The 14,960-nt window shown below is 73.0% G+C and carries 15 protein-coding genes; 8 read left to right on the forward strand and 7 right to left on the reverse strand.

The window, feature by feature from the left end; all coding sequences use genetic code 11:
- The first annotated feature begins 262 nt into the window (after positions 1–262).
- From ACFU9E_RS27285 to ACFU9E_RS27315, 7 genes are all read left to right on the forward strand, one after another.
- Positions 263–2,245: a hypothetical protein gene (locus ACFU9E_RS27285; protein ID WP_380715427.1), complete on the forward strand. Its 1,983-nt coding sequence runs from the start codon at positions 263–265 to the stop codon at positions 2,243–2,245.
- A 36-nt stretch (positions 2,246–2,281) separates the two neighbouring features.
- Positions 2,282–2,740, forward strand: a complete 459-nt coding sequence (locus ACFU9E_RS27290; RefSeq protein ID WP_380683490.1) for a hypothetical protein — start codon at positions 2,282–2,284, stop codon at positions 2,738–2,740.
- 53 nt (positions 2,741–2,793) lie between these two features.
- Positions 2,794–3,069: a hypothetical protein gene (locus ACFU9E_RS27295; protein WP_380683489.1), complete on the forward strand. Its 276-nt coding sequence runs from the start codon at positions 2,794–2,796 to the stop codon at positions 3,067–3,069.
- 27 nt (positions 3,070–3,096) lie between these two features.
- Positions 3,097–3,639 carry a DUF6183 family protein gene (locus tag ACFU9E_RS27300; protein ID WP_380683488.1) on the forward strand — a complete coding sequence of 181 codons (543 nt, stop codon included), beginning with the start codon at positions 3,097–3,099 and terminating at the stop codon, positions 3,637–3,639.
- A 418-nt stretch (positions 3,640–4,057) separates the two neighbouring features.
- Positions 4,058–4,939 (forward strand): Scr1 family TA system antitoxin-like transcriptional regulator, encoded by an 882-nt coding sequence (locus tag ACFU9E_RS27305; protein WP_380683487.1) that lies wholly within the window; start codon positions 4,058–4,060, stop codon positions 4,937–4,939.
- On the forward strand, positions 4,936–5,118 hold the full coding sequence (locus tag ACFU9E_RS27310; protein WP_380683486.1) for a DUF397 domain-containing protein: 183 nt from the start codon (positions 4,936–4,938) through the stop codon (positions 5,116–5,118). The genes ACFU9E_RS27305 and ACFU9E_RS27310 overlap by 4 nt, the downstream gene beginning before the upstream one ends.
- Positions 5,118–5,300 carry a DUF397 domain-containing protein gene (locus ACFU9E_RS27315; protein WP_380683485.1) on the forward strand — a complete coding sequence of 61 codons (183 nt, stop codon included), beginning with the start codon at positions 5,118–5,120 and terminating at the stop codon, positions 5,298–5,300. The genes ACFU9E_RS27310 and ACFU9E_RS27315 overlap by 1 nt, the downstream gene beginning before the upstream one ends.
- Positions 5,301–5,351: 51 nt before the next feature.
- Here the strand turns inward: ACFU9E_RS27315 and ACFU9E_RS27320 are convergent, their stop codons facing one another.
- The 4 genes from ACFU9E_RS27320 to ACFU9E_RS27335 form a co-directional block, all read right to left on the reverse strand.
- A complete protein-coding gene (locus ACFU9E_RS27320) occupies positions 5,352–6,728 on the reverse strand; it encodes a S8 family serine peptidase (protein ID WP_380683484.1) in 1,377 nt (458 codons plus the stop codon).
- 215 nt (positions 6,729–6,943) lie between these two features.
- Positions 6,944–7,702: a 3-oxoacyl-ACP reductase FabG gene (gene fabG, locus ACFU9E_RS27325; protein WP_380683483.1), complete on the reverse strand. Its 759-nt coding sequence runs from the start codon at positions 7,700–7,702 to the stop codon at positions 6,944–6,946.
- Between the two features lie 142 nt (positions 7,703–7,844).
- Positions 7,845–9,032, reverse strand: a complete 1,188-nt coding sequence (locus tag ACFU9E_RS27330) for a thiolase family protein (protein WP_380683482.1) — start codon at positions 9,030–9,032, stop codon at positions 7,845–7,847.
- 36 nt (positions 9,033–9,068) lie between these two features.
- Positions 9,069–10,217, reverse strand: coding sequence for an acyl-CoA dehydrogenase family protein (locus ACFU9E_RS27335; protein ID WP_380683481.1), 1,149 nt, complete (start codon positions 10,215–10,217; stop codon positions 9,069–9,071).
- Between the two features lie 125 nt (positions 10,218–10,342).
- Between ACFU9E_RS27335 and ACFU9E_RS27340 the strand changes: the two genes are divergently transcribed.
- Positions 10,343–11,047, forward strand: coding sequence for a TetR/AcrR family transcriptional regulator C-terminal domain-containing protein (locus tag ACFU9E_RS27340; RefSeq protein WP_380683480.1), 705 nt, complete (start codon positions 10,343–10,345; stop codon positions 11,045–11,047).
- On the opposite strand, the gene ACFU9E_RS27345 is transcribed toward ACFU9E_RS27340, so the two are convergent.
- The 3 genes from ACFU9E_RS27345 to egtD form a co-directional block, all read right to left on the reverse strand.
- The gene (locus ACFU9E_RS27345) at positions 10,990–12,234 is read right to left on the reverse strand and encodes a nitric oxide synthase oxygenase (protein ID WP_380683479.1); all 1,245 of its coding nucleotides are present in this window, start codon (positions 12,232–12,234) and stop codon (positions 10,990–10,992) included. The two genes, ACFU9E_RS27340 and ACFU9E_RS27345, sit on opposite strands and share 58 nt — an antisense overlap.
- Positions 12,235–12,350: 116 nt before the next feature.
- Positions 12,351–13,805 carry a sugar porter family MFS transporter gene (locus ACFU9E_RS27350; protein WP_380715429.1) on the reverse strand — a complete coding sequence of 485 codons (1,455 nt, stop codon included), beginning with the start codon at positions 13,803–13,805 and terminating at the stop codon, positions 12,351–12,353.
- 120 nt (positions 13,806–13,925) lie between these two features.
- A complete protein-coding gene (egtD, locus tag ACFU9E_RS27355) occupies positions 13,926–14,900 on the reverse strand; it encodes an L-histidine N(alpha)-methyltransferase (RefSeq protein ID WP_380686259.1) in 975 nt (324 codons plus the stop codon).
- Positions 14,901–14,960 lie beyond the last annotated feature (60 nt).

Genomic DNA, 14,960 nt, shown 5'->3' on the forward strand with positions numbered 1-14,960 from the left:
TGTGTTGGTGCGGCGGCGGCTCCCTACACGGCGCGGGCGGTGGCGGTGTGGGGTTTTTGCCGTTTGTTCCGTTGTGGGGTGGGGCTGGGGGCCCCCCCCCCCCCCCCACTCCGGGGGGAGGGGCGGGCGGAAGGTCGACCCGGCCTGGATCGGGTGTGGCGGGATCTCGTAGGGTGGCGCACACGGGTGTGGTGACCAGCGCCACGCGGGGTACGAGGCAGCAGAACGCCGCTGGGCGGCGGGGCGGGGCGGTGACCTGGAGATGGCGGAGACGAAGGCGGTCCCCGGAGGTCCGGAGCCCGTACCGGACGCGGGTCCCCGGGATGCCGTGCCGCCGCCGCCCGCGCGCAACGCCTACGAGGAGCACCCGCCCGGCCCGGCCGCTCTGTACGAGCCCCCCGCCCCGCTGCCCGCGCCCGGCCCGGTTCCCGGACCGCCCGCGCCGTCCACCGGATGGACCGTCACCGGCATGCCCGCCATGGGCGGTGCCCCCGGTGGAACGGCCGTCCCGCCGCCGTACAACGCTCCCGGTGCCACCCCTGCGCACGGCCTGCCCGGTCCCGGCGGCCTGGGCGGCGGGCCGCGCGGCCGGATCCTGGTCGTCGAGGGCGGTTACGGCGCCTCCGGCCGCCGCACCTGGGGGCGCGGCGGACCGGCCCAGGCGCCGGTGCTGTCCGCGATGCTCGCCGCCGTCTCCCCGCAGGTCCTGCTCGCCGCCGACGCCGTCGACGCCGTCCACCTGCCCGGCGCGAGCGACCCGCACACCGTCCTCGCCCACCTGCGCGCGGCCGCCCGCCACCCCGGACCGCTGCTCGTCCACCTCGGCGGCCACCTGCTCGCCGACAAGCGCGGCGGCCAACTCCACCTCACCCTGCGGGACTCCAAGCCCGGCAGCATCCGTCAGGACGGCCTCGCCTGGCAGGCGGTCGCCGGTGAGCTGCGGCACCGCCCGGCGGAGTGGCAGACCCTGGTCATCGCCGACCTGAGCGCCGATCCGAACGCCTGGCCGCTGCTCCAGGGCACCGTCTCCTCGCTCGGCGACGGCCTGCCGCTGTGGGCGGTGGTCAGCCCCGACCCGGAGCAGATCGGCACGTTCACCCGCGCGCTGATCGAGGCCCTGCACGGCGGCCGTCCGGGCGCCGAAGCCGTCCTGGCGCCCGAACAGCTGCGCCAGCAGGTGTACTCGGTGCTGCGCCCGGACGTGGTCGTGTTCAGCACGCACGCGCCGGACCGCCCGTTCTTCCGCAACACCGCCCGGCGCGGCGAGGGACCGTTCGCCGACGCCGTCCCGTACGAGGGACCGAGCCCGGCCGCCGTGCTGCCCCGCCCGGCCGCCGCCCAGGGGGAGGCGGCGTGGACGGACGAGCGGCCGTGGGGCGAAGCGCCGCGCGACGCGGTGCCGCGTCCGGCCGTCGTCCTGGACAAGCCGGTCGTCGTCGTGGCCGCCCCGGTGCCCGATCGACCGGTGCCCGATCGACCGCTGCCCGAGGGGCCGTTGCCCGAGGGGCCGGTGAACCTGCTCAAGCCCGGCGTGCCGCCCACGCCGCCCCTCCCGCCGAAGCCTGTCGACCTGGCGAAGCCGGGGGCTTGGCAGCCGCCGGTCCCCGAGCCGGAGCCGGAGCCCGAGCCCGAGGCGGAGGCTGAGCCGATGGCGGTCGACGAGCCCGCTCCCGTGCCCGCCGACGAGCCCGGGGCCGAGGCCTCCGAGGAGCCCGAGGTCGAGACCGAGCCAGAGGCTGAGTCCGAGGCCGAGCCGGTGGCAACCGAGGAGCCCGCCCCCGAGGCGGACCCCTCCCAGCCCCGCGCCGATTACCGTGAGGTGATCGGCCGGATCGTCCGCAGTGCCGACGCCGGTGACCACGGCGCCGCCACCGACCTGGCCCTCGCCCTCGAACTGGAGGCGATCGCCGAGCACGGCCCGGTCTCCGCAACGGTGCTGCAGGTCCGTCAGGTCCGCGCCCACGTCGCCCGCCTCGCCGGTCGGCCTGCCGAAGCGGCCGGCATCTACCGCGAGGTCGCGTTGTCGCTGCTCGGCATCCACGGGGCCGAGCACCCGGAGACCCAGCACGCCGCGACCAACGCCGAGGCCTGCTGGCGGGCGATCCCGGACCGCGCCGAGGCGCTCCGGATCGCCCCGGAGATCATCGAACTGCGCGCCCACCTCCCGGGCCGCGAAGGCCGCAAACTCCGGGCCGCCGAACGCCATCTCGCCACCCTCGCGGCCGCCGGGTCCGACTCCGCCTGATCCGGGACGCGTGTCCTGTCGGCGATCGCGAACGCCTTGGCCCGGTGGCAGGAGAACCGCCGCCACACCGAACGCTCCCTGCGGACCGGCGGGCCCTGGCCGTCGGTGGACGTGGCGGAGTTCGTCGCGGAGGTCGAGGCGTCGGGCCTCTTCGAGGAGGTGGAGGTGGTGCCGGTCGCTCCGCCGCGATCCTTCGACCTCCGTCTGGGGGCCTCGGAGGACCACTTCTTCACCGTCATGCTGGTGGATGGCGGTGACTCCTGCCGGATCGTGTTCGACGACTACGTCTTCGACTGGGTGCCGACGTGCCTCGCGCTCGACTTCCTTCGGGCCGTCATCGCGGGTGAGGTCGAGGTGACCCAGTCGGGCGACCACCTGTTGGTGGGCGTCCCGCTGGCCGGGGAGGGGACCTGGCGGGATTCCCGGGTTCTCCGGGGCGGGCTCGAACCCTGGGAGGCCCGGGCGATGGCCCGGGACCGGGCACCGGAAGACTGAGCGACCGGGAAACCCGGGCGACCGCACCCCGGCGGCCGCCTATGCTCACCGCCGTGGACGATGCGCTGTCGAGGATCCTCACGAAGCCGCTGACCAGCCGGAACGCTCGGAAGATGGAGAGGCTGGCGGGCCGTGGCCTCAAGCACGGCGGGGCGGCCTTCGTGGCGGACCTCGGCATCGGGCCGGCGCGGCACCATCGCTCGGCGGCGGAGTGCGACAGGCTCTTCGACCGGCTGGTGCGGCTGCTCGCGGTGACGCCCGGGCGCCGGGCACGTCGGGCAGCTGCTGCGGATGCTCGCCGCGGCCGGGCCGGAGGATCCGGAGCGTGACCGCTACCTGGCCTCGGTGCTGGCCGCGTGCCGGCGGCGGTGGAGACGACAACCGCCGCGATCGCCGAGGCCCTGGCGGCACCGGTGGCCAACTGGGTGGACGAGGGTGAGCAGTCGGAGGCCCGCGTCGAGGCGCGGACCTTCGCGTTCTCGGAGCCCTTGGAACCGGGAGCGGTGCCGTACGCCCTCGTCGGGCTGAGTCCGGACTGCCTGGCCGACTTGGGGCAACTGCCACCGCCGGGGAAGGCCACCGTGTTCGGTGTGGTCGCCGTCGAGCCCGCCGAGGTCTGGCGGGTGCTGTTCGCCGCGGCGTCCACCGGCGGCCCGTACGAGTCAGGCTGCTACGGCGCGTACGGCCGGCTTCACGCCTGGCGCGCGCTGGCCGGGCTCGCCGGGGCACGGGCGGACGCGTCGCCGGGCGAGGTCGAGGAGCACGTCCGCCGCTTTGCCTGGTACCGGTTCGGTGCGGACACCCCGTGGTTCCACCGGGTGGTGTGGGACCTGGGGGTGCTGGCCGTCGGCCCGGACCGCCGCAGGCTGGCCTTTCTCGCCGCGACGGCGACCGACTGACGGAGTGGGAAGTCGGCCGGTCCGACTTCCCACTCCGGGCGTGTCCGCCAACGGTCGCGAGCAGGTGCGGAGCGCGGTGGTGCACGCCCGGCGCGTGGAGGTGAGCGCGAGGTGCGACGCGAACCCGCGCCCCGGTGTGTGCCGTTGGCGGTCGGCTCCGCGAGTGTGACCCAGTGCGGGTGGAAGCGCCGTCGGTGCAGGTGAGTTGAGCACCGGGACGGTCGCCTGTGGTTCGGCGGGGCGGGGGTCGGTGGCGGCTCTCGGAGGTGGAGGGCGGCCCCGGGGGTGCCGAGGGGGACTGCGGATCCTGGGGGAACGGGCTTTCTCCCGGACTACGCTGACGGTGCATTCGGTGGGCACGGTACGTGCTTGCGCGTGTGCGGACGGTGCGGCGTGGTGGAGATCAGGGGAGGCCGAAATGGCTGAGATTCGGGGCGGCGGCGAGAGCGGCGATGCGCGGCCGCAGTTGGACGAGGACCTGTCGGAGGTGTCGGACTTCCTCAGGGCGGTCGGGCGGCAGATCAAGATCCTGCGTGAGCTGGCGGGGATGACGCAGAAGGAGTTCGCCAAGGAGGTCGGCTACACCGAGAGCCTGATCGGCGCGGTGGAGCAGGGGAAGCGGACGCCGCAGCGCGAGCTGCTGGAGGCGTCGGAGCGGGTGTTGGACGCGAGAGGGCTGCTGATCGCCATGGCGGGCGACATCGAGCGGGCGAAGGCCAAGGCACGTGTGCGGCACCCCGAGTGGTTCCGGAACTACGCCGGTCTGGAGGCCGAAGCCCTCGAACTTCACGACTGGAGCGCATACCTGGCGCCGGGGCTCCTTCAGACGGAGGACTACGCCCGGGCGCTGTTCCGGATGCGACAGCCAGTGCTGACGGAGGAGATGGTCGAGATCCGGGTGGCGGCTCGGATGGCGAGGCAGGAGATCCTCGCCCGGTGGCCCCGCGCGGTCTTCAGCTGGGTGATCGACGAGGGCGTCCTGCACCGGCGGCTCGGCGGGCCGGAGGTGCACAGGGGGCAGCTCGAACGGTTCCTGGAGATCGGCAACACCCGTGGCATGACGCTTCAGATCATGCCGATGGGCCGCTACGAGCATGCGAGCGTGGAAGGTTCGTTCAAGCTGTTCACTCCCAAGGGGCGTCCGCAGACCGCCTACATCGAGGTCCAGACGAACGGTAGGCTCATCACGGATGCGGAGGAGGTCCGTCTCCTGAATGCGCGATACGGCACCCTCAGGGCACAGGCGCACTCTCCGCAGGATTCCCTGTCGTTGATCGAGAAGATGCTGGGAGAGCGATGAGCGGCGATCTGGTGTGGTTCAAGAGCAGCTACAGCGGCAACGAGGGTGGTGACTGCGTCGAGGTCGCCGAGACCACCGAGTCCGTGTTGGTGCGTGATTCCAAGGACAAGTCGGGTCCGCAGCTCGCCTTTTCTCCAGCGGCTTGGCAGTCCTTCGTCGAGTTCGCACGGTCGGTTTGATGAGCGGCAATCTGGTGTGGTTCAAGAGCAGCTACAGCAGCAATGAGGGTGGTGACTGCGTCGAGGTCGCCGAGACGGCGGAGTCGGTGTTGGTGCGTGATTCCAAGGACAAGTCCGGCCCCCACCTCACCTTCTCGGCGGATGCCTGGGAGTCCTTCGTCGAGTTCGCGCAGACGATCTGACGACAGCGCCGAAGGCGGCCGTCCCCACGGCGGGGACGGCCGCTTCCTGCTCTACCGTCCCGCGAGGGCGTGGACGAAGCGGGCGGCGTCGATGGTGCCGAGGCCGCTGGCGAGGTCGTAGCCCTTGGTGGCCTGGTAGCCGGTGACGCTGTCCCAGGAGTTGTCGCCGGTGGTCACGTCGACCAGGCCGCTGCGCTGCGAGGGGAGCAGGTCGAGGCCGTAGAGGCGCCAGTTGAGCTGACCGAGGCGGCGGCCGGCGAGCTGGTCGGCGAGGGCGACCACGCCGGAGAAGATCGGTGCCGCCTCGCTGGTGCCGCCGGTGAGGTGCCAGCCGGTTCGGGTGGGGTCGTAGGACTCGTACGTCCAGGCGCCGCCGTCGACGGCCGCGCTCATGCTGATGTCGGGGGTGCCGCGGTGGTTGCCGGTGACCCTGGCCACGCCCGCCTGGTACAGCGGCCGCTCGAACACGCCGGAGACCCCGCCGCCGCCCGCGCCGTACGCGTCGTGCCAGACCTTGTCGGGCGCGGTGCGCCTGCCGGTGTCGTCCAGGGTGAGCTGGGTGCCGCCGATGGAGGTGACCAGCGGGTCGGAGGAGGGCCAGGAGTTGACCCGGTAGGGGTAGAGGTCGGTGCCGTTCTCCTTGGCGTCGGTGGCACCGTTGTCGCCGGAGGAGGCGAGCACGGTGACGTCGTGGGCGGCGGCCTCCTTGAAGGCGTAGCGCAGGTCGGTCAGCGAGCGGAAGTCGCCCTTGTCGAAGCCGGGGAAGGTGTTCTCGGTGGCGCCGAAGCTCTGCGAGATGACATCGGCCCGGCCGGAGCGGATGAGGGCCTGTTCGGCGTCCATCATCTCGGGCAGGCCGGTGGTCCCCTCGGTCTCGGCGACCCCGGTCTCGACCAGGATGATGTGGGCGTCCGGAGCGACGGCGTGCGCGTACTCGACGTCGAGGGTGGCCTCGCCGGCCCAGCCGGTGTGGTCGGGGTTGGTGGGGTCGAACGGCGGGACGTTGCCCCACTTGACCACCTCGACCTGGGTGTCCGGCAGGCCCCACTGCTTGTCGAAGACCTCCAGGTCGTGCTGGATGGTGGGCGAGCCGAAGGAGTCGACGATGACGATGGTGCGACCCTTGCCGGTGACGCCCTCCCGGTAGAGGGTGTTCAGGTTGTAGGCCTCGCGGTACTGGAGCGGGGAGTAGCAGTGGATGCCGAGTTCGCTGACGCACTGCGAGGTGGTCAGCGGCGCCGTGCGGCCGGCGGCGTTCACATGGCCGGCCGAGGCGGGGCGGACGTGGACGCCCGCGGCGCGGTGGGTGACCGGTGCGCTCGCTCCGGCGGACGTGGTGGTGCCGGCGGAAACGGTGCCGGCCGCCAGGGCGGTGGCCCCGACGGCGAGCACGGCCAGGGCGCGGCGGAGGGAGTGGGAGCTGCCCATGGGACTCCTCGGGACGCTGGGCCCGACCGGGATCGGTCGGGGTGGTCCGGCCATCCCATCGAGAGCCGCATGATCATGCCATAGTCATTTCATGCTGTCGGCATGGTCGTCTTCGGCCACCGGAAAAGGTCAAGGCCGTCCCAGGTGAAGGTAACCCAACACCGGGGACGGCCTGCTGACTGACTGTCAGTGGAGTTCGCCGTGTCAGCGCCCGGTCAGCGGGCCCCGCCGTTGACGTACAGGGTCTGGCCGCTGACGTACGAGGCGTCCTCGCTCGCCAGGAAGGCGACCACCGAGGCGATCTCCTCAGGCTGTCCGACCCGCCGCAGCGGCGTGCGGGCGGCCACCTCGGTCTGGTGGTCCTCGGCCGAGGCGCCGACCCGGGCGGCGGTCGCGGCGGTCATCGGGGTGGCGATGTAGCCGGGGGCCACCGCGTTCACGTTGATGTTGAACGGGCCCAGCTCGATGGCGAGGGTCGCGGTCAGGCCCTGGATGCCGGCCTTGGCGGCGGCGTAGTTCGCCTGGCCGCGGTTGCCGAGCGCCGAACGCGAGCTGAGCGAGACGATCTTGCCCCACTTCTGCGCCACCATGTACTTCTGCGCCACGTGGCTGCAGTTGTAGGCGCTGGTCAGGTTGACCGTCAGCACCGCGTCCCAGTCGGCCTTGGGCATCTTGAAGAACAGGTTGTCCCGGGTGATCCCGGCGTTGTTGACCAGGATGTGCAGGCCGCCGAGGTCCTCGGCGATCCGGGCGAACACCTCCTCCACGGCGTCGTAGTCGGCCACGTCGCAGCCGTACGCCCGGGCCGCGCCGCCCTTGGCGACGATCTCCTCGGCCGTCCCGGCGGCCCGCTCGGCCGAGAGGTCGACGACGGCCACCGTCGCGCCCTCCTCGGCCAGCCGGTGCGCGGTGGCCGCGCCGATGCCCTGCGCCCCGCCGGTGACGACGGCGACCTTGCCTGCGAAACGAGTCATGCTGCGTGCTCCTCGGGGAGTGGAGGTCCGGCTGACAGCTGACAGAATCTGTTATCTGAAATCTGTCATCTGTTCGCTGTCATCTGTCAGCTGAAATCTGTCAGTCGTCAGTTGTCAGTCGTCGAAAGCCGGTCGCCCGCCGTCAGGCGGACTCCACCAGCACCGCCGTGCCCTGGCCGACGCCCACGCACATGGTGGCCAGGCCCCGGCGCCCGCCGGTGCGGCGCATCCGGTGCAGCAGGGTGGTGAGGATCCGGGCGCCGGAGCCGCCGAGCGGGTGGCCGAGCGCGATCGCGCCGCCGGTCGGGTTGACCAGCTCCGGGTCGATCCCCAACTGGTCGACGGAGGCCAGCACCTGGGCCGCGAAGGCCTCGTTCAGCTCGGCCTCCTCGACCGCGTCCAGCGCCCAGCCGGCCCGGGCGAGCGCCTTGCGGGTGGCCGGCACCGGCCCGATGCCCATCACGTCCGGGTGCACGCCCGCCGAGGCACCGGCCACGTACCGGCCGAGCGGCTCCAGGTCGAACTCGTGCAGCGCCTCCTCGCTGACCAGGACGAGCCCGGCCGCACCGTCGTTCATCGGCGAGGCGTTGCCCGCCGTCACCGTGCCGCCGGGGCGGAAGGCGGGCTTGAGGCGGGCCAGCTTCTCCAGGCTGGTGTCCTCGCGGATCGACTCGTCCTCGGTGACGGTCACCCCGTCGGCCCGCTCGACCGCGATCAGCTCGGCGTCGAAGCGGCCGTCCTTGCGGGCGGCGGCGGCCCGCTGGTGACTGCGCAGCGCGAAGGCGTCCTGGCGCTCCCGGGTGATGCCGTACCGGCCGGCCACCTCCTCGGCGGTCTCGCCCATCGAGAGCACACCGTGCAGCTCGGCCATCCGCGGGTTGGTGAGCCGCCAGCCGAGCCGGGTGTCGTGGGTCTCGATCCGGTGCGGCAGCGCCTCGTCGGGCCGGGGGAGGACAAAGGGGGCGCGGGTCATCGACTCGCAGCCGCCGGCGAGCACGACGTCCGCCTCGCCCGAGCCGATCGCCCGGGCGGCCATGGTGACCGCCTCCAGGCCGGAGGCGCAGAGCCGGTTGACGGTGGCGCCGGGGACGCTGTCGGGCAGGCCGGCGAGCAGGACGGCCATCCGGGCGGCGTTGCGGTTGTCCTCGCCGGCCTGGTTGGCGGCGCCCCAGTAGACGTCGTCGATCCGGGCCGGGTCGAGGGCGGGCAGGTCGGCGAGCAGGGCGCGCAGCACGGTGGCCGAGAGGTCGTCCGGGCGGACCGTGGCGAGCGCTCCGCGCAGCCGGCCGATGGGTGTGCGGCGGGCGGCGGCGAAGTAGACAGGACGCACGACGTCGGGCTCCTAGTCGAGAGGGGGGACGGTGGGTCAGAAGGCGTTGACGCCGGTGAGCGCGCGTCCGATGAGCAGCTGGTGGATCTGGCTGGTGCCCTCGTAGAGGGTCATCACCCGGGCGTCGCGCAGGTACTTGCCGACGGGGTACTCGTCGATGAAGCCGTAGCCGCCGAAGACCTGGAGGGCGTTGTTGGCGGCCCGCACCGCGGCCTCGGAGGCGAACAGCTTCGCCACCGAGGACTCGGTGGCGAAGGGCAGGCCGCGTTCGATGTGGTCGGCGACCTTCCAGGTGAGCAGCCGTGCGGCCTCGACGTCCACCGCGATCCCGGCGAGCAGTTGCTGCACCAGCTGGCGCGAGGCGATCGGCGCGCCGAACTGCTCGCGCTCGCCCGCGTACCGGACGGCGGCGTCCAGGCAGGCCCGGGCGATGCCGACGCAGCCGGCCGCGACCGACATCCGGCCCTTGGCGAGCGCCGCCATGGCGACGGTGAAGCCCTTGCCGAGCTCGCCGAGCCGGGCGTCGTCGGGGACGCGGACGCCGTCGAAGGCGAGCTCGGCGGTCGCCTGGCCGCGCAGGCCGAGCTTGCCGTGGATCTCGGTGCGGCTGAAGCCGGGCAGGTCGGTGGGGACCAGGAAGGCGGTGATGCCGCGGTGGCCGGGCCCGCCGGTGCGGGCGAAGACGAGGGCGACGTCGGCCCAGGTGCCGTTGGTGATGAAGGTCTTGGTGCCGCTGAGCAGCCACCCGTCACCCTCGCGCACGGCCCGGGTGGTGAGGCCGGCGGCGTCGGAGCCGGTGCCGGGCTCGGTGAGGGCGAAGCAGCCGAGCGCCTCGCCGGAGGTGAGCCGGGGCAGCCAGTGCCGCTTCTGCTCCTCGGTGCCGAAGGCGTTGACGGACTTGGCGACCAGGCCGAGCGAGACCGAGACGATGCCGCGCACGGCGGAGTCGCCCCGCCCCAGTTCCTCCAGGACCAGGCAGTAGGCGAGGTGGTCGCCGCCGCTGCCGCCGTACTCCTCGGGGACGGTCAGGCCGAGGAAGCCGACCTCGCCCAGCCTGCCGACGATCGCGCGGTCGACCGACTCGGCGCGGTCCCAGGCGGCGGCGTGCGGCACGATCTCCCGGTCGGTGAAGGAGGCCGCGAGTGCGCGGACGGCGGCCTGTTCCCCGGAGAGTTCCAGGTCCATAGGGGCGCCCCCAGTTAAACTAGCGCTGCAAGTTTTATGAGGGGACTGTAGCCCCGACCGGCCGCGCTGGGAAGGGGCACCTGCCAGAATCGGTCCACCCCCACCCGACCGGAGGAACCGAGCCGATGGCCCGCCCGCGCACCCCCCTGCTCAGCCGCGAGCGCATCGTCGCCGCCGCCCTGCGGCTGGTCGACGAGGAGGGGCTGGCCGCGCTCTCCACCCGCCGGCTGGCCGGCGAGCTCTCGGTGAGCGGGCCCTCCCTCTACAACCACTTCGCGACCAAGGACGAGCTGCTGGACGCGGTGGTGGACGGCGTGATGGGCGAGGTCGACCTGTCGATGTTCGCCCCCGGCGCGCCCTGGCCGCGGGCGCTGCGCGACTGGGCCCGCTCCTACCGCGCCGCGCTCGCCGCCCACCCGCACATCGTCCCGGTGCTCGCCCAGGGCCCCGGGCGCCGGCCGAACGCGCTGCGGCTGGCCGACGCCGTCTTCGGCCACCTGGTCGAGGCCGGCTGGCCGCGCGGGCAGGCGACCAGGATCGGCGCGCTGATGCGCTACTTCGTCACCGGCTCGGCGCTGGCCTCCTTCGCGGCCGGCTTCCCGGAGGACGCCGGGGTGTACGACGCGGCCGACTACCCGCACCTCGGCGAGGCGCACCGGCTGGCCGAGCACCGGGCGGCCGTCGACGAGGGCGCCTTCGAGACGGGCCTGGAGGCGCTGCTCGACGGGCTGGAGCTGCGCTTCGAACGGCTGAAGCGGAGGACGGAGCAGGATCACCAGGGCTCGCGGGCCACGAACGCCGGCCGCAGCGCGGGGTCCACCGGGTCGTAGTACCGGTGGTAGACGGGGGTCAGCCCGCCGGAGACCGGTGGCACGATCCAGCTCCAGTCGGCGGGTGTCGGCCGGCCGGCCCGCTTCTCGCGCGCCACGTGCCGCAGGAACCGCTCGGACTCGCCGTGGTGGTCGGCCATGGTCACCCCGGCCCGCTGGAAGGAGTGCAGCACCGCGACGTTCAGCTCCACCAGAGCGCGGTCCCGCCAGAGCGTGCGATCGCTGGAGGTGTCCAGGCCGAGCCGTCCGGCGACGGTGGCCAGCATGTCGTAGCGGTCGGCGTCGGCCAGGTTGCGGGCGCCGATCTCGGTGCCCATGTACCAGCCGTTGAACGGCGCGGTGGGGTAGCGCACGCCGCCGATCTCCAGCGTCAGGTCGCTGATCGCCGGGACCGCGTACCAGCGCAGGCCCAGCTCGGCGAACCACGGGTGCTCGGGGTGGGAGAGCCGGACCTCCAGCGTGGTGTCCTCGGGCAGCTCGTACCACGCGGGCCGTTCGCCGGGCCGCTCCTGGACGAGCAGCGGCAGCACCTCGAACCGCTCCTCGCCGCCCTTCCAGCCGAGGTCCCGGGCCCGGGCGGTGAGCTGCCCGCCGGCCGGGTCGCCGATCCACCGGCCGTCCGGGCCGGGGTGGCCGGCGTAGCGGACGAGCTGCTGGTTGAGGATCCGGGCGGCCGGACGGCCGGGCCGGTCGGGGGCGAACACCGAGACCACCGGGCGGATCCGGCCGCCGTTGGTGGCGGTGCGCAGGTGGGCGAAGCACTCGGTGGCGATGTCGTCGGCGGCGGACAGGTGGCGCAGGTCGCGCACCACCAGGCTGCGCCAGTAGAGCCGGCCGATGCAGCGGGCGGCGTTGCGCCAGGCGAGCCTGGCGCCGTGGACGAGCTCGTCGGGGGTGTGCTCGTAGGTGCCGGTGCGGTCGATCTCGTCGAGGACGGCGCGTATCCGTGCCTCCGGGTCGCCGGCGGCGGGCTGTTCGGTGTGGAACTGCCGGATGAAGTCGGCGGCCTGCCGGGGGTCGGTGAGCGGCTGGTCGGGTTCCGCCGGCGGAGCGGGTGTTCCGGGGGGCTCGTCGGGCACCAGGTGGCCGTGGACGTGGGCGTGCGAGTAGGGGCAGGCGCCGCCGGGCGCGGTGGCGGCGGATCGGCGCGTGCTGCGGGTGCGAAGCCGGTCGAAGATCAAGGACATCCCTCCTGCCGGACAGGGATACCGGAGGTGTCCGGGGCACCGCAGGGAGTGAACGATTCGGCCCCCGCCCCCGGCGTTCTCGCGCTAGGGTGCGGGGGCCGACAGGCACACCCGGCCTATCCCATGTCCTCCAGGCGCACGCCCTTGGTCTCCTTGAGGAAGCGCGCCACGAAGACGATGGACAGCGCCGCGAACACCGCGTACGCGAGGTAGGTGGCGGCGAGGTTCCAGCGCGAGAGGGCCGGGAACGACACGGTGATCGCCCAGTTGGCGAGCCACTGCGCGGAGGCGGCCAGCGAGAGCGCGGCGGCGCGGATCCGGTTGGGGAACATCTCGCCGAGCATCACCCAGACCACCACGCCCCAGGAGAGCGCGAAGAACAGCACGAAGGCGTTGGCGGCGATCAGCGCCACGGTGCCCTGGAGGTCGGGCAGCACGACGTCGTCGCCGCTGCCGGTGGCGGAGGAGAACGCCCAGGCGCAGGCGCCGAGGGCGACGGCCATGCCGGCCGAGCCGATCAGGGCGAGCGGCTTGCGGCCGATCCGGTCGACCAGCAGGATCGCGATCACGGTGCCGAGGATGTTGATGACCGAGCCGACGAAGCTGATCAGCAGCGAGTTCGACTGGTCGATGCCCACCGACTGCCAGAGGATCGACGAGTAGTAGAAGATCACATTGATGCCGACCAGCTGCTGGAAGACCGACAGGCCGATGCCGGCCCAGACGATCGGCAGCAGCCCGAAGCGCCCGCCGAGCAGGTCGCGCAGGCGCGGGCGGTGGTCGGAGTCGATCAGGCCGCGGATCTCCTCGATCCGGGCGTCGGCGTCGGTGTGCTCGCCCTCGACGTCGGCGAGGACGGCGCGGGCCTCGTCCAGACGGCCGGCCGCGACCAGGAAGCGCGGCGACTCGGGGATGGTCGAGGCGAGCGCGAAGTAGACGGCGGCCGGCACCACGCAGATGCCGAGCATCCACTGCCAGGCCTCCAGGCCGAGCAGGTGGCCGCGGGTCTCGCCGCCGGCGGCGTTCGCCAGCAGCCAGTTGACCAGCTGCGAGATCGCGATGCCGAGCACGATGGCGGCCTGCTGGAAGGAGGCCAGCCGGCCGCGGTACTGGGCCGGCGCCACCTCGGCGATGTAGGTCGGGGCGATCACGGAGGCGATGCCGATGGCCGCTCCGCCGAGCACCCGCCACAGGGCGAGGTCCCAGGCGGAGAAGGGCAGCATCGAGCCGACCGCGCTCACCGCGAAGAGCAGCGCGCCGGCCTTCATCACGGTGGTCCGGCCGTAGCGGTCGGCGAACCGGCCGGCCAGCGCCGCGCCGACCGCCGAGCCCAGTAGCGCGGAGGAGACGATCAGACCGGTCACGCCGTCGCCGACACCGAACTTGTCCTGGATGCCGGAGACCGCGCCGTTGATGACGGAGCTGTCGTAGCCGAACAGGAAACCGCCGAGGGCCGCGGCGGCGGTGATGAAGACGACGAAGCCGAGCCGGCCGGACGGGGCCGGCCCGGTCTCCGCCTCCGAAGGCTCCGCGGGGCCCGAGGGCCCCGCGGACTGCTGGGTGACGCTCACGATCTTGACTCCTGGTACTCAACGCTGAGTGCGGTAGCCGAGAGATCGTAACCCGTCAATGTTCAAGTCTTGTACATCAGATGGCGATCAAGGCCCTTCTGCTATTAGTAAAGTGAACGATCAAATAGCCGGCCGGGCCAGCGACAGCCCGAACCGCCCCTGCTCGTCCGTCCACCAGGCCGCGAGCTCCAGCCCGGCCGCCGACAGCTCCTCGGCGACCCGCTCCCGGCGGAACTTCGCCGACACCTCGGTGCGCAGCTCCTCGCCCTCGGCGAAGTGCACCGGCAGGTCCAGCGCCGGGATCTTCACGGTCTGCGAGACCAGCGAGCGCAGCCGCATCTCGATCCACTCCCGCTCGGCGTCCCAGTGCGCCACGTGCGCGAAGGTCTCCGGCTCGAAGTCGGCGCCCAGCTCCCGGTTCAGCACGGCGAGCACGTTGCGGTTGAACTCCGCGGTCACCCCGGCCGCGTCGTCGTAGGCGGCGACCAGCACCGCCGGGTCCTTCACCAGGTCGGTGCCGAGCAGCAGGAAGTCGCCGGGGTCGAGCGCGGCGCGCAGCCCGCGCAGGAAGGCGGCGCGCTCGGCCGGCAGCAGGTTGCCGAGGGTGCCGCCGAGGAAGGCGACCAGCCGGGGGCCGCCGGCCGCCGGCAGGCCGAGCCGGGCGGTGAAGTCGGCCAGGACGCCGTGCACCGCCAGGTCCGGGTACTCGGTGGCCAGCGCCTCGCCGGCCGCGGTCAGCGCGCTCTCGCTGACGTCCACCGGCACGTACGCCTCCAGCGTGCCGAGGTCGCGCAGCGCGTCCAGCAGCAGCCGGGTCTTCTCGGAGGAGCCGGAGCCCAGCTCCACCAGGGTGCGGGCCCGGGTGGCGGCGGCGATCTCGCCGGCCCGGGCGGTGAGGATGGCGCGCTCGGCCCGGGTCGGGTAGTACTCGGGCAGCCGGGTGATCTCCTCGAACAGCTCGCTGCCGCGCGCGTCGTAGAACCACTTGGGCGGCAGCGTCTTGGGTTCGGCGGTGAGGCCGGTCCGGACGTCGTGCCGCAGCGCCGTGCTGAAGTGGTCGGCGGGCAGCAGCCGGGTGAGATCGAAGGTGCTCATGGCAGGTTGATCCTCTGTTCAGGAAGTGAAGAAGTGAAGACGTGAGGTGAGGTGAGGTGA

Source organism: Kitasatospora sp. NPDC057595, assembly GCF_042800875.1.
Classification (GTDB): domain Bacteria; phylum Actinomycetota; class Actinomycetes; order Streptomycetales; family Streptomycetaceae; genus Kitasatospora.